Below are 14267 nucleotides of genomic sequence, written 5' to 3' on the forward strand. Positions count from 1 at the left end.
CCAATGATTTTAATGATTGATAATTATGATAGCTTTGTTTATAATATATACCAATATCTCTTAGATACAACTAGTGAATCTATAAAATGCGTGCGAAATGATGAGATTAGCATTGATGAGATTAAAAGATTAAAACCTAGCAAGATCATCTTAAGTCCAGGTCCAAAACATCCTAAAGATAGTGGAGTTTGTATTGATATTTTAAAGGCAAATTTAGGTATTCCAATTCTTGGAATTTGTCTTGGTCATCAAGCAATCGCTCTAGTAAATGGTGCCGATATTAAGGTTCTTAATACTCCAGTTCATGGCAAAACTAGTCAAATTCAAACTCAAAATAGTAGCATTATATTTAAAGGATTGCCAAAAAGTTTTAGCGTAATGAGATACCACTCACTATATGTTGATAATCTACCGCCAAATTTACAAGTTACAGCTTATAGCAGCGATGGAATTATTATGGCATTAGAGGATAAAGATAGGCAAATTTTTGGTATTCAGTTTCATCCTGAAAGCTTTTTTAGTCAATATGGAAAGCAGATAATTGCCAATTTTGTCTCATTAAATAAATCTAAAGATCAAATTCAAGAAAAAGCAAATTTTGCTCCATTTCTTACTAAATTACAAAAAGGCTTTCCTTTAGATGCTAGTGATTATGAGATAATATGCAAAGAAATTTATAATAAAAACTACGATGATGTACAACTAGGCGCTCTTTTGGTGCTAATAAGCGAAAAGTCGCTATATCCAGATAGTCTAGCTGCACTTGTTAAAAATATACTAAAATACTCTACAACCTATAGCGATAACTCGCCTATGATTGATATAGTAGGTACTGGTGGAGATGCACTAAAGACCATAAATGTATCTACTACAGTAAGCTTTATTTTAGCTGCTTTAGGAACTAAAGTAGCCAAGCATGGAAACAAAGCTATAACATCAAAAAGTGGAAGTAGCGATATTTTAAATCAGATTGGAATAAATCTTGATAGCGATATAGAGCGTCTAAAATCTCAATTAAACGAGCAAAATCTAGCCTTTTTTCACGCTCCATATTTTCATCCTATAACTGCAGCAGTAAAAGATGTAAGGCTAAGGCTTGGAATTGGAAGCGTTTTTAATATTCTTGGGCCTTTATTAAATCCAAATTTAAATCTAACCAATCAAGTTGTAGGCAACTACTTAGAAGATGTAAATGAGTTAATCGCACATACTCTACTTAATCTAGGTAGAAAACACGCTTTAGTAGTTCATGGTATGGATGGTATGGATGAGATTACTCTATGTGATGAGACGCTAATTCACGAAGTAAAAGATGGTAAAATTTTAGAGTATAAAATCACGCCTGAGCAGTTTGGTTTTGATAGAGCATTTCATGCTGATATTGCTGGAGGTGATGCTAGCTATAATGCTGATATTTTAAGAGCTACGCTAAAAGGAGAGCTTAGCGGGGCTAAATTTGATATAGTGCTTTTAAATGCTATGTTTGCTCTATATGCTGCTAATCAAGCTACCTCGCCTATGGTTGCTAAAGATATAATATTAAACGCTATAAATAGTGGTAAGGTTTGGGAATTTTATAAAAACTACACCGGAGATAATAAGTGAAAGAGAGTAAGGAATATCTAACTACTCAATTAATTAGTTATTTAGGAAACAAAAGAACACTCCTAAATAGCATCGAAGAAGTAATAATTGATATTAAAAGCGAACTTAAAAAAGACCGCATTGAGTTTGCCGATGTATTTAGCGGTAGCGGAGTAGTTTCACGCCTTGCAAAGGCTCATTCTAGCTTAGTTTTGGCTAATGATTTAGAAAGATATTCATATATTATAAACTCTTGCTATCTATCAAACTCTAGCTTAGATTTATTAAATACATTAAAAGAGTATTACGCTCAAATTCAAAATAATTTTACTCCAAAAGAGAGTTTTATCAGTGAGCTTTATGCCCCAAAGGACGATAATAATATAAAAAGTGGCGAACGGGTATTTTATTCTCGCTCAAACGCTTTAATCATCGGTGGATTACGCCACGCTATAGAGCAAATACCAGCTGAATTTCAAAACTTTTTTATCGCTCCTTTACTTAGCAAGGCTTCAGTGCATTCAAATACTGGTGGAGTTTTTAAAGGCTTTTATAAGGATAAAAATGGAATAGGTAAATTTGGCGGAAGTGGAGAGAATGCTTTAAGTAGAATACTTGGTAAAATCACTCTTGAGATGCCAGTATTTTCAAATTTCAAAAGCGAATTTAAAGCGTTTCAAAATGATGCCTTAGAATTTGCCAAAGTTGCCCCGTCTGTGGATATAGCATATTTTGACCCTCCTTATAATCAGCATCCATATGGCTCAAACTATTTTATGCTAAATTTAATTAGTGATTTTAAAGCACCCAATATAGATAAAATCAGCACAATAAGCGGAATACCAGATAATTGGAACCGCTCAAATTACAATAAAAAAGCCTTAGCAAGTAAGGAATTTTTCAATCTTTTAAGCGAATTTAGAGCTAAATATTTAGTAATATCTTTTAATTCTGAAGGCTTTATAACAAATGATGAGTTTATATCTAATTTAAGTAAAATAGGTAAAGTATATACTAAAGAGATAAAATATCCAGCATATAGAGCAAGTAGAAATTTAAATAATAGAGAGCTATATGTAACTGAGTATCTTTATATTATTAAAAAGGATATTAAATGAGCATTTTGGTTAAGATATGCGGAATTAAAAGCCAAAATGAGGCACAAAGTGTCTGTGAAGTTAATTTTAATGGCAAAAGAGTAGATTTTATAGGAGTTATCCTAGCTAAAAGCCCACGCCAAGTAGATCTAGATACAGCCAAAAAGATAGTAAATATAGCCCATAGCTATAAAATAAAAGCCGTAGGAGTTTATGATAGTAATAATTTAGATGAGATTTTAAATAGTGCTTTAGAGGCTAAATTTGATGTAGTTCAAATTTACACTCAAGCAAGCAAACAAGACTTTGCAAAATTTAGCTCAAATAGTATAAAATTATGGCAAGCATGTAGCGTAGGCTCAATATTGCCAGATTTAAATCAAAATTGCGATCTTGTTTTATATGATGCTAAGGGGGTAAATTTAGGCGGCAATGGAGTTAGCTTTGATTGGAGCCTTTTAGATGGAGTTAAGAGCGAATTTGGTCTAGCTGGCGGCTTAGGCGTGCATAATGTTAAAGATGCATTAAAAAGCGGGGCAATTTTGCTAGATTTTAATAGCAAATTAGAAGATAATAATAATATGGTTAAAGATCCAAAAAAAATATATGAGATATTAAAAATTATAAGGAATTAAAATATGAATGCAAAAGCTTATTTTGGTAAATTTGGAGGGCAGTTTGTCCCTGAGACTGTAATGAGTGCGTTAATAGAGCTTGAAGAAGCCTATGAAAAGATTGCAAAAAGCGATGAGTTTAAAAGTGAGCTTAATGAACTTTTAAAAGATTATGTAGGAAGACCTAGCCCGCTATATCACGCTAAAAGACTTAGCAAGCATTATGGGCATAATATCTATCTAAAAAGAGAGGATTTAAACCATACTGGAGCGCATAAAATCAATAACGCCCTAGCTCAAGCTCTACTAGCAAAAAAAATGGGAAAAACAAAAATAATGGCTGAGACTGGAGCTGGACAACACGGAGTAGCTACAGCTACAGCAGCTGCTCTTTTAGGTTTAGAGTGCGATGTATATATGGGTGAGTGCGATACTAAGCGTCAAGCGTTAAATGTCTATAAAATGGAGCTTTTAGGTGCAAATGTAGTGCCTATTAGTGATGGACTTGGTACATTAAAAGAGGCTACAACTGCAGCTATTCAAGCTTGGGTAAATGAGATTGAAAGTAGATTTTATGTAATTGGCTCAGCCGTAGGACCTCATCCATATCCAAAGATTGTTAGAGATTTTCAAACTGTAATTGGCTCTGAGGCAAAAGCTCAGCTAGAAGAAAAAGGTGTAAAACCTGATTATATCATCGCTTGTGTTGGCGGAGGTAGCAATGCTATTGGGATATTTTCAGCCTTTATTGATGACCCAAGTGTAAATATAATCGGAATTGAAGCTGCAGGGCTAGGAATTGAGACAAAGTATCACGCCGCTACACTAACTAAAGGTAATGAAGGGATAATTCACGGAATGAAAACTATAGTCTTGCAAGATGAATTTGGTATGATTTTACCAGTACATAGTATCAGTGCTGGGCTAGATTATCCTGGTGTTGGGCCAGAGCATGCACACTTGCAAGATATAGGAAGAGTAAGCTACTACGCAGTTAGCGATGATGAGTGCATTAATGCTTTAAGACTCTTATCAAAACTTGAAGGTATAATTCCAGCCATAGAAAGCTCACACGCCCTAGCCTATTTAGATAAGCTATGTCCTACGCTGCAAAAACGCTCAAATATTGTAGTAAATGTAAGTGGTAGAGGAGATAAAGATATGCATACTATAATGGATTATAAAAAAGGAACAATATATGGATAAGATAGCAAATGCCTTTAAAGACAAAAAAGCAAATATCGGCTACATTGTAGCTGGATATCCTAGTTTAGAATACAGCAAAGAGTTTTTAAATTCACTTGATGATAGCGTGCTTGATATAATTGAGATTGGTATTCCTTACTCTGATCCTTTAGCAGATGGCAAGCTCATAGCCAATGCAGCATTTCAAGCATGCAATAACGGAGTAAATACAACAAAAGTTTTTGATATGCTAAAAGATGTTAAAACCTCTAAAGCATTAGTATTTTTAGTATATTACAATATTATTTTAGCTTATGGCGAAGATAAATTTTTACGCCAAAGTTTAGAGTGCGGTATTAGTGGAATTTTAGTACCTGATATGCCTTATGAAGAGAGCTGCGAGTTTGCTCTTAAATGTCAGCAATATGGCATTAGCTTAATTCGCCTTATTGCCCCTACAAGCACTAAACGCTCAAAAGAGATTCTAAGCGGCTCTAGTGGATTTATATATGCTGTTGGCTCTCTTGGCGTAACAGGTGGAGAACAAAGCTCACTAGATAGACTCAAAGATATGATTAAGTTTATAAAAGACAATACCAATTTACCAGTTGCAGTTGGGTTTGGGATTAAAAACTCAAATGATGTCAAAAAGACTAAAGAGTATGCAGATGGCGCAATTATAGGCACAAAAATTGTAGAGATTACAAGCAAATTTAATCCAACTACAGCGCATCAAAAGATCAAAGAATTATTTGAATAATAAGACTACTATAGCTAAATTTAAAACCAATTATGGGATTAAATTTAGCTAAAATTTTATAAATAATCTCTTTTAAAGTTAAATTTTGTATAATACTAACCAAAACTTAAGGAGATTATGATGCTAAATGCTATCAACTATGCTACTAGACACTTTTGCACTGATGTATTTGGTTATGAGATAAAAGAGGGAAAAAGTCTAGGAAAAGACCTATATGGTGCTAGTATTCCATTATATAAAGATGATATAGAGTTTCAATTTTATCTATATTTTAAAAAAGAGACTTTAGAGCTTTTTGTAGATAAACTATTTAACACTGAAGAGGCTAAAAAGACTGATTTAGGCGATTTAAGCAGAGAAGTTGCAAATCAAATAGTAGGTTATGCTAAGCACCTTTTAAGCGATAATAATAACGGAGTTTATAAACTTGGTACGCCTGAGTTTTTAGGTAAAGTTGAAAAATTTCCAGTAAGACTTGAAAAATCTCAAATTTTTAAAATAAAAAATAAAACATTTAAAATAGGCTACAAAAAAGCATGAACGAGATAAATTTAAGCCCAAATGGGCTATTTCATGGCTATGATGAGCTTTTAGATATTGGAGTAGAGTTTATCAGCGATCTTGGCATGACAACAATTAGCGTGCGAGAGCTTTTAAAGCTTGATGTAGGCTCAGTCATAGACCTCGAAAAGCCAGCTGGAGAGAGCGTAGAGCTATTTATAAATAATAGAATATTTGGTAAAGGTGAGGTAATGGTCTATGAAAAAAACCTTGCAATCCGTATAAATGAGATACTAGACTCAAAATCTGTAATCCAATACTTCAAAAGAGAGCAATTATGAAAATTTGGCTTTTAATGATTATGGCTATCCCGCTTTGGGCTGTAAATTTGCTTACTCATAATATATATGAAAGAGATGAAAGAGTAGATATTATGTTAAGCTTTGATGCGCCATATAGTGGCACTATCAAACAACAAAATAGCGACCAAATCACAAAGATTATCCTAAGTAATCTAACAATAAAAAATAAAATAAACAAAGAGATAAAATCAAATATACTCCAAAATATAAATTTCTCTTCAGCGGATAATTTAGCAACTTTAGAGCTTAAATCATCTAAGCCAATTGCAATCATAGCGTCTAAAACTAGTGATAAATTTGGCCTTAGAATTCGCATAACACCACAAGCTAAAACTACAAATAAGCAAGTAACCGCCACGCCAGCACAGACCTCTACGCCAAAAGAACAGCCTACATCACTAGCTAATATTCCAACCAAAAAAGATAGTGGCGATGATATATATACAAAATATATTATTGTGATTTTAGTGCTTTTTGCAATATTTGTATTTTCTATGTATATAAAAACTAAATATATCAAAAAAAATCTAAAAACAAAAGCCGTTAAACCAACCAATCAAACCCAAACATCAACAATAACTTCAAAGGCTAAACCATTTGAAATAACTACGCAAAAGGTTACAAATTCTATTTCAAATAGCAGTTTTAATTGGAATTTAAATGATGAGAGTATAGATGTAATATATGAAAAACCTCTAGATAATCAAAACAAAGTAGTACTACTAAACTATGAAAACCAAAAATATCTAATATTAGTTGGCAGCTCAAATGTTCTATTAGATAAATTTGGTGAAGAAAAAATAAAAAATAAAGATGACTTTGAGCTATTTTTCGAACAAAATAAGCAAAAACTTGGCAGCTACCTACAAGAGCGTAAAAATGCCCTAAGTAGCTATAAAGATATGATGGATAAAGAGTCGATTTAAATTCAAAAAAAGGAAAAATATGAACATTAAAAATCTAGATGACTTAAAAAAATTTACCGATGAGATTCGCTCTCAAGCTGGCTATAAAGACCCAATTGCATTTGCAATAGGTAGAAGCATTAAAGGAAAATCAGCCAAAACAATCAGCGTAAATTACGCAGTAGTAAATATGAATGAAAACTACGGAAGTGCAGCTGTATTAAGCTGGGCAATTGAAAAAAATGGTATAAAAATCGATAATAGCGGGAGCGAATTTGTAGCACCGATTAACTCAGCCATTACAGCTGATGCGCTTAATGTATTTGATTTTTTATTAGATGAATGCGAAGGTGATAAGCATAAAAATGTCCAAAATCTACTCGTAATAGATGAGATTTTAAATGATGGCGAGATGGAAAACGATGTTGAGTTTGTAGTAACATTTTTATATAGCGATGATGCACCAAAAAGCGTTGAGGCTGTATATCTAAAACTATATCTACTATCACTAAATAAAGCCGAAATTCGATCACTAAATCTTAATGGAGCCTTTGGCCTATTGCCAAATTTAGCTTGGGATAGCGATGGCAATCCACACGAACTAGACCATTTAAGAGAGAATGAAATTTGGTTAAAAATGAAAGGTTGGTATCCAAATATAGTAAGCGTAGATAAATTCCCACGCTACTTAAATCACATAATACCAAGCGATAATACTAGAATACTAGATAGCGCAAAAGTCAGAATGGGCGCAGTATTAGCACCAGGCACAACAGTAATGCCAGGCGCTTCATATATCAACTTCAACTCTGGAACAACTGGACCAGTAATGGTAGAAGGTAGAATCTCAAGCTCTGTAAGCGTAGGAGATGGAAGCGATGTAGGCGGCGGTGCAAGTATTTTAGGCGTACTAAGTGGCACAAATGGCAATCCAATTAGCGTAGGCAAAAGATGTCTTTTAGGTGCAAATTCAGTAACTGGCGTACCTCTTGGCGATGATTGTATCATAGATGCTGGTATAGCAATTCTTGAAGGTACAAAAATATATATAAGCGATAAAGAGGCTCTTGAAAAAGTAAATCCAGGGTTTAAATTTGATAAAGAGATATATAAAGCACTTGAACTAGCAAATCTAAATGGAATTCACTATCGCCAAAATAGCCAAACAGGCCAAATCACAGCTAGCATTAGTAAAAGAGCTATTAAGCTAAATGCTGACTTGCATTAAGGAATAGTAATGGTTGAAATCAAAGGTTTAACACACCGTTTTGGCTCTCAGCTACTCTTTGAAGATGTTAATTTAAAGCTAAATTCACACAATCGATACGGCTTAATAGGTGCCAATGGTGCTGGAAAATCTACATTTTTAAAGATTTTAAGCTCTCAAGTAGAACACACTAGCGGTGATATCATCATAGAATCAGGCAAAAAAATTGGCGTCTTAGGACAAGATCAATTTGCATTTGAAAATTTTACCTTAAAAGATGCTGTTTTATGGGGAAACAAAAGACTATATGATACAATCAAAGAGAAAGAAAAGCTCTATTTAAGCGAGGAATTTACTGATGAGATTAATGAACGCCTTAGCGAACTTGAGATCATCACTGCCGAAGAAGATCCTACCTATGAGTATGAAACCAGAATAGAAAAGATCTTAAGCTCTCTTGGTTTGCATGAATATGATAAACTAATGAGCGAAATTGAAAGTAGCGATAAGGTTAAGATTTTATTAGCTCAAGTACTATTTCCTAAACCTGATATATTATTTCTTGATGAGCCGACAAATAACCTTGATATCGATGCAATTGCATGGCTAGAAAGAGAGCTAATCAATCACGAAGGAACTCTAGTTGTCATCAGCCACGATAGACACTTTTTAAACCGAGTTTGCACTCATATATTAGATGTTGATTTTAAGCAAATTAGAGAATTTAGCGGTAATTATGACGACTGGTATATAGCTGCAAATTTAGTCGCTAAACAAGCTGAAATGGAGCGTGATAAGAAGCTAAAAGAGCGTGAAGAGTTAGAAAAATTTATAGCTAGATTTAGTGCCAATGCTAGTAAAGCAAAGCAAGCTACAAGTAGAGCCAAACAGCTTGAAAAACTTCAAATAAATGAGATTAAAATATCTAGCCGTCGTGATCCTAGTATTTTATTTAGAACTAATCGTGAAATTGGCAATGAGTTAATAGAATTAACTGCAATAAATAAAAAATTCGATGATAATGTGATTTTAGATAATTTTAATTTTAAAATGAATAAAGGTGATAAAATTGCAATCATCGGAACCAATGGCGTAGGTAAATCTACTTTATGCAAGATTTTAATGAGTGAGCTAGAAGCAGATAGCGGTAAGGTGCATATTGGAGCAACAATTGAGTTAGGATATTTTGCGCAAGATAGCTCAAATAAAATTACTGGCACATTAAAACTATATGAGTGGCTACAAGATAGCAAAAATAAAGACCTAGATGAGATCCGTAAATGCCTTGGTAGAATGCTATTTAGCGGAACTGAGCAAGAAAAAGAAGTAGGAAGTTTAAGCGGTGGAGAAAAGCATAGATTAATGCTATCAAAACTAATGCTTCAAAGAGCAAATTTACTCATACTAGATGAGCCAAATAACCACTTAGATCTAGAGGCTATCATTGCTTTAGGTGAAGCGTTATATAACTTTAGTGGTAGCTGTATCTGTGTTAGCCACGATAGAGAATTAATAGATGCCTTTGCTAATAGAATTTTACACCTTAAAGGCGATGGCCAAATAGTTGATTTTAAAGGTAGCTATGAAGAGTATAGAGCTGCTTATGGGTTAGATGAGAAATGATACAAATTTGGCTTAACTCAAATTCCATTACTATCAAGAGCAACTCCACTCTTGCTGATCTTATAAAATCACAAGGCTATGAAGATAGCAAAGTAGCTGCTGAAGTGGATATGCAGATTATCCCAAGAGCTAATTGGAGCGATTTTACAATAAAAGATGGTATGAAAATCGAGATTGTAGAGTTCGTAGGTGGCGGGTAATTATTTTTTAAGTAATTACCCATTATAAATTTGAATTATTCTATTTAATAATTCAAATTTAAGCATTACAACTATAAATATAATAAAAATATATTAAACTTTAGATAAAATTAACAAAGTTTTCATAATCAAAACAAGATAAAAATTGCTATAAAGACACTACTGCTAATGCAAATGCTTTTTATATTTTATATCAAAATCAATCTTAGCACCTTATATTTTACTACTTTCTTTAAGATTTTTATAGCATCTATATCATAGTAATATCTATTTTATCATCACCATTATACCGACAAATTAATAATTTTATTAACAAAAGACCCTTTGATTCAAATTCTAATCAAAAGAGTCTTACATAATGCAATTTTTAACACTATTTTTACTAATATTTTTAAGTATATAGCCAAATATCTAAATTTAACAATTTAAATTTTAGCCAAAATATCTTTTAGATAGTTTTGTGTCTCTTGTTTTTGCGAGTCAAATTCTGCTTTGCTTAATGGTGAGCTGACATGGTGTTGGATTGTATTTTTATCACCCAAAACCCTTATCATCATCTCTAAAGCATCAGCTTTTGCACTTCTATCAATGCTACTTAATTTATTTAATGCAAATTCATCTCTAGCAACTGAAGTATCTGTAATAGCACTATCTCTAGCAGCAGCAGCCCACATAGACGCACTCACAAAAAAAGCCTCTTCCATTCCGCCAGTTGTATTTAGAGCATACGCATTGCCTACTTTTTTTATTAGCGGATTTGAGTCATCAAGTATTTTTTGAAAGTCACCTTGCGTATTTAAAGAGCTATTTTTTGATTGCTTATACTCAATATTTAAAAAAGAATTTTCAACTCTCATACCTGCTCCTTATATTAAAAATATAAATTTTTAATAAGCAAATTTAATTCCAAAATTATAAAATTATATAAAGGATATTTTTATACATATATAGGGTCTATCCTTAAAATAAGGATAGACTAAATTTAGCTTATAAAATAGTCTCCATCAAAGCTAACTAAAGAGTATTTCCTCTCATTGCCAAGGCCACATACCAATTCATCAATACTTAAAAACTCCAAACTATCAGCACCAATAAATTTGCAAACCTCATTAACATCCATCTTAGCACTTATTAATTCTTCATAACTTGGCGTATCAATACCATATCTACAAGGATGTTTAATCTCTGGAGCAGCAATTTTCATATGTATCTCTTTAGCTCCAGCATTGCGTAATAGTTCTACTATTTTCTTGCTAGTTGTACCACGCACGATACTATCATCAATAACTACAACGCTTTTGCCATTTAAAACACTGCTCATAGGATTTAGTTTTAATTTAACTTTTAGATTTCTCATCTCTTGAGTTGGCTCTATAAATGTCCTACCTACATAGTGATTTCTTACAATTGCCATCTCAAATGGTATATTACTTCTAGCTGCATATCCTAATGCCGCAGGAACACCAGAATCTGGCACAGGCACTACAAAATCAGCTTTGCAACTAGATTTATCAGCTAGAATTTCTCCTAATTTTTTTCTAATTTGATATACATTTTTACCATCTATCATGCTATCAGGACGAGCAAAATATATATATTCAAATGCACACAATCTAGGGTCTTTAGCTTCAAATAATTCTATGCTTTTAAAGGCGCTTTTGCCCTCTTCAAATACTATCATCTCTCCAGGTGCTACATCTCTTACATATGTCGCACCTACTAAATCAAAAGCACAAGTCTCACTAGCTACAATATAACCACCATCTTTTAATCTTCCAATACTAAGAGGTCTAATCCCATATGGATCGCGTACTACAAACATCTTAGAGCGACTTAAAATAAGCAGACAATACGCACCTACAATCTGCTTTAAAGCTTCAATAATACGATCTTGCAAATTCTCTTTTTTGCTTTTTGCTATTAAGTGCAAGATATTTTCTGTATCCATATTTGACTGAAATATCGCACCATCTTCTATCAATCTTTCTCTAACTTCGTGTTTATTAATCAAATTTCCATTATGAACGATACTAATCTCGCCTAAAGAGTATTTTGCACTTACTGGCTGAGCATCTAGCACACTATCGCTACCAGCAGTTGAATATCTATTATGGCCTATAGCCATCTGACCTTGCAATATTTCAAAACTATTATTGTCAAAAACTTCAGTTACTAAACCTCTATTTTTAATAGTTTTAATCTGATGATTATAGCTTGCACTTATACCGCTTGCCTCTTGACCTCTGTGTTGCATAGAAAACAACCCATAATAGGCTGTTTTTGCTGCGTCTTTTGAATTGATTACTCCAACTATTGCACACATATTATATTCCTAAAGCATCATAGATTGTATATAATTTTGGCTCTTTATTAGCTAGCCAAATTCCAGCCTTTATCGCACCTTTAGCAAATGTAGCTCTACTTGTAGCGGTGTGATTTAACTCTATATATTCACCATCGTTATAAAATCCCACTGTATGGCGTCCAACGATATCACCACCACGCAAAGCCATTACAGCAATCTCATCTTTGTTTCTAGCTCCTACCATTCCATCTCGTCCGCTTACTCTAACATTTGCTAAACTTAAATTTCTACCTTTTGCAGCATGTTCGCCAAGTGTCAATGCTGTACCACTTGGAGCGTCTATCTTATTGCGATGATGCATCTCTAAAATCTCAATGTCAAAATCACTTAGCACTCTGCTAGCAATCTCAGTTAAGCGATTTAGCACTGCTACGCCTAAACTCATATTTGTAGCTTGAAGTATTGGCATCATAGCACTTGCAAGTTTGATTAGCTCAGCTCCCTCATTGCCTAATCCAGTAGTACCTATAACCAGTGGTTTTGGATTGGTTCTAGCATAATTTATAAGATTTATCGACGCGCTTGCGATACTAAAATCGATTACAACATCGCTATTATCAAATAAAACATCATACTTATCAGTTACTATCACACCATCATCTACGCTCATAGGCTCTATAGTATATGCTACTGATAACTTTGCATTGCTAAGCCCTTTTAAATTTGCGATTATCTCACTTCCCATCTTACCGCTTGCACCGTGTAAACCTATACGAATCATCATCGCCCTTTTTGGATAAATTAAGATTTTATTTTAGCTAAAAAAAGATAAAAATTTGATATAAGTAAATTGAATTTTTATAAAAGAGCCACTCGCTAGGGCAAGTGGCTTAAGAATTAATGTAAGCTCTCAATATAGCTCATAGCGCTAAGTGCAGCTACAGCACCATCAGCAGCTGCGCTAACTACTTGCTTAGGAGCATCTTGTCTTAAATCACCTGCAGCAAATAAACCTGGAGTTGATGTTTGCATTTTTAGATCTACTTTTACCTGGCCAGTTGGTAAGATATCGCAAATAAAGTTATCGCCATCTTTTAATACTTCATTTCTTACATTTAACCCAACAAAAGTAAATATACCTGGCACTACTAAATCTCTTATACTTCCATCGGCTAGCTTGATTTTAACGCCTTTTACCCCTGCAGTGCTATCTCCATAAACTTCTTCTATTCCAGCATTTAAGATTAGTTCGATTTTTTCATTTTTCTTAACTTTTTCAACTGAACTTGGAGCTGCTCTAAATGTATCACGGCGATGGATTAGATATACTTTTGAACAAATTCTAGATAAGTATTCTGCTTCTTCAATCGCTGTATCGCCACCACCTAAGACTGCTACCTCTTTATTTTTATAGAAAAATCCATCGCAAGTAGCACAAGTACTAACGCCTTTACCAAAGAATTCATCCTCTCCTTTAAATCCTGCTCTTTTTGGAGTTGAACCAGTACATACGATTACAGCTTTAGCTTGTTCAGTTTTGCCACCTTCTAAAGTGATAGTAAAGCTTCCATCGCTATTTTTAGCTACTTTTTCTACGCCAGCCATCTCATGTTTTAATCCAAATCTAGTGCATTGCTCAAGCCATGGAGCCATAAAGCTCATACCATCCATAACAGTAGCAACGCCAGGATAGTTCTCCATCTCAGAGCTACTTGTAATTTGACCGCCTGGCATACCTCTTTCAAACATTACTACATTTTTCAATCCACCACGAGTAGCATAAAGTCCTGCACTAAGACCTGCTGGACCTCCACCGATTATAGCTACATCTAACATAATTGCTCCTTATTTTAAATTTATATCTATACAATATCATAGATATATTACATAAAAATAAATTTAATTTTAATATAGTACGATTTGA

15 protein-coding genes are annotated in these 14267 nt (G+C 33.5%); 11 read left to right on the top strand and 4 right to left on the bottom strand.

The features are described from left to right. The first annotated feature begins 3 nt into the window (after positions 1-3). The 11 genes from trpD to thiS all read left to right on the top strand — a co-directional run bounded on the left by trpD (position 4) and on the right by thiS (position 10038). Positions 4-1605, top strand: a complete 1602-nt coding sequence (gene trpD / locus CVIC12175_RS06180) for an anthranilate phosphoribosyltransferase (RefSeq protein WP_086302608.1) — start codon at positions 4-6, stop codon at positions 1603-1605. Beyond that, complete coding sequence (locus CVIC12175_RS06185) at positions 1602-2702, top strand: DNA adenine methylase (protein WP_086302610.1); 1101 nt, start codon at positions 1602-1604, stop codon at positions 2700-2702. The genes trpD and CVIC12175_RS06185 overlap by 4 nt, the downstream gene beginning before the upstream one ends. After that, positions 2699-3316, top strand: coding sequence for a phosphoribosylanthranilate isomerase (locus CVIC12175_RS06190; protein WP_180380670.1), 618 nt, complete (start codon positions 2699-2701; stop codon positions 3314-3316). The genes CVIC12175_RS06185 and CVIC12175_RS06190 overlap by 4 nt, the downstream gene beginning before the upstream one ends. 3 nt (positions 3317-3319) lie before the next feature. Then, positions 3320-4501, top strand: a complete 1182-nt coding sequence (gene trpB, locus CVIC12175_RS06195; protein WP_086302612.1) for a tryptophan synthase subunit beta — start codon at positions 3320-3322, stop codon at positions 4499-4501. Then, a complete protein-coding gene (trpA, locus tag CVIC12175_RS06200; RefSeq protein ID WP_086302614.1) occupies positions 4494-5240 on the top strand; it encodes a tryptophan synthase subunit alpha in 747 nt (248 codons plus the stop codon). Before trpB ends, trpA begins: the two co-directional genes overlap by 8 nt. A gap of 120 nt (positions 5241-5360) precedes the next feature. Further along, positions 5361-5780 (top strand): chemotaxis protein CheX, encoded by a 420-nt coding sequence (locus CVIC12175_RS06205; protein ID WP_086249087.1) that lies wholly within the window; start codon positions 5361-5363, stop codon positions 5778-5780. Then, on the top strand, positions 5777-6082 hold the full coding sequence (gene fliN, locus CVIC12175_RS06210; RefSeq protein ID WP_086247287.1) for a flagellar motor switch protein FliN: 306 nt from the start codon (positions 5777-5779) through the stop codon (positions 6080-6082). The genes CVIC12175_RS06205 and fliN overlap by 4 nt, the downstream gene beginning before the upstream one ends. Next, on the top strand, positions 6079-7029 hold the full coding sequence (locus CVIC12175_RS06215) for a hypothetical protein (protein WP_086256612.1): 951 nt from the start codon (positions 6079-6081) through the stop codon (positions 7027-7029). The genes fliN and CVIC12175_RS06215 overlap by 4 nt, the downstream gene beginning before the upstream one ends. A gap of 19 nt (positions 7030-7048) precedes the next feature. Further along, on the top strand, positions 7049-8236 hold the full coding sequence (locus tag CVIC12175_RS06220; RefSeq protein ID WP_086315928.1) for a tetrahydrodipicolinate N-succinyltransferase N-terminal domain-containing protein: 1188 nt from the start codon (positions 7049-7051) through the stop codon (positions 8234-8236). A 9-nt stretch (positions 8237-8245) separates the two neighbouring features. Beyond that, positions 8246-9838 carry an ABC-F family ATP-binding cassette domain-containing protein gene (locus CVIC12175_RS06225; RefSeq protein ID WP_086256610.1) on the top strand — a complete coding sequence of 531 codons (1593 nt, stop codon included), beginning with the start codon at positions 8246-8248 and terminating at the stop codon, positions 9836-9838. Continuing rightward, the gene (gene thiS, locus CVIC12175_RS06230) at positions 9835-10038 is read left to right on the top strand and encodes a sulfur carrier protein ThiS (RefSeq protein ID WP_086249037.1); all 204 of its coding nucleotides are present in this window, start codon (positions 9835-9837) and stop codon (positions 10036-10038) included. Before CVIC12175_RS06225 ends, thiS begins: the two co-directional genes overlap by 4 nt. A 425-nt stretch (positions 10039-10463) precedes the next feature. Here the strand turns inward: thiS and CVIC12175_RS06235 are convergent, their stop codons facing one another. The 4 genes from CVIC12175_RS06235 to trxB all read right to left on the bottom strand — a co-directional run bounded on the left by CVIC12175_RS06235 (position 10464) and on the right by trxB (position 14179). Continuing rightward, entirely contained in the window at positions 10464-10895 is a 432-nt protein-coding gene (locus CVIC12175_RS06235) for a hypothetical protein (protein WP_086256609.1), read from the bottom strand. 125 nt (positions 10896-11020) lie between these two features. Further along, a complete protein-coding gene (gene purF / locus CVIC12175_RS06240; protein WP_086256608.1) occupies positions 11021-12361 on the bottom strand; it encodes an amidophosphoribosyltransferase in 1341 nt (446 codons plus the stop codon). Position 12362: 1 nt separating this feature from the next. Beyond that, positions 12363-13124 carry a 4-hydroxy-tetrahydrodipicolinate reductase gene (gene dapB, locus CVIC12175_RS06245; protein ID WP_086256607.1) on the bottom strand — a complete coding sequence of 254 codons (762 nt, stop codon included), beginning with the start codon at positions 13122-13124 and terminating at the stop codon, positions 12363-12365. 116 nt (positions 13125-13240) lie between these two features. Beyond that, the gene (gene trxB, locus CVIC12175_RS06250; RefSeq protein ID WP_086255588.1) at positions 13241-14179 is read right to left on the bottom strand and encodes a thioredoxin-disulfide reductase; all 939 of its coding nucleotides are present in this window, start codon (positions 14177-14179) and stop codon (positions 13241-13243) included. Between the last annotated feature and the right edge of the window lie 88 nt (positions 14180-14267).

The organism is Campylobacter vicugnae (genome assembly GCF_002139875.1).
GTDB lineage: Bacteria > Campylobacterota > Campylobacteria > Campylobacterales > Campylobacteraceae > Campylobacter > Campylobacter vicugnae.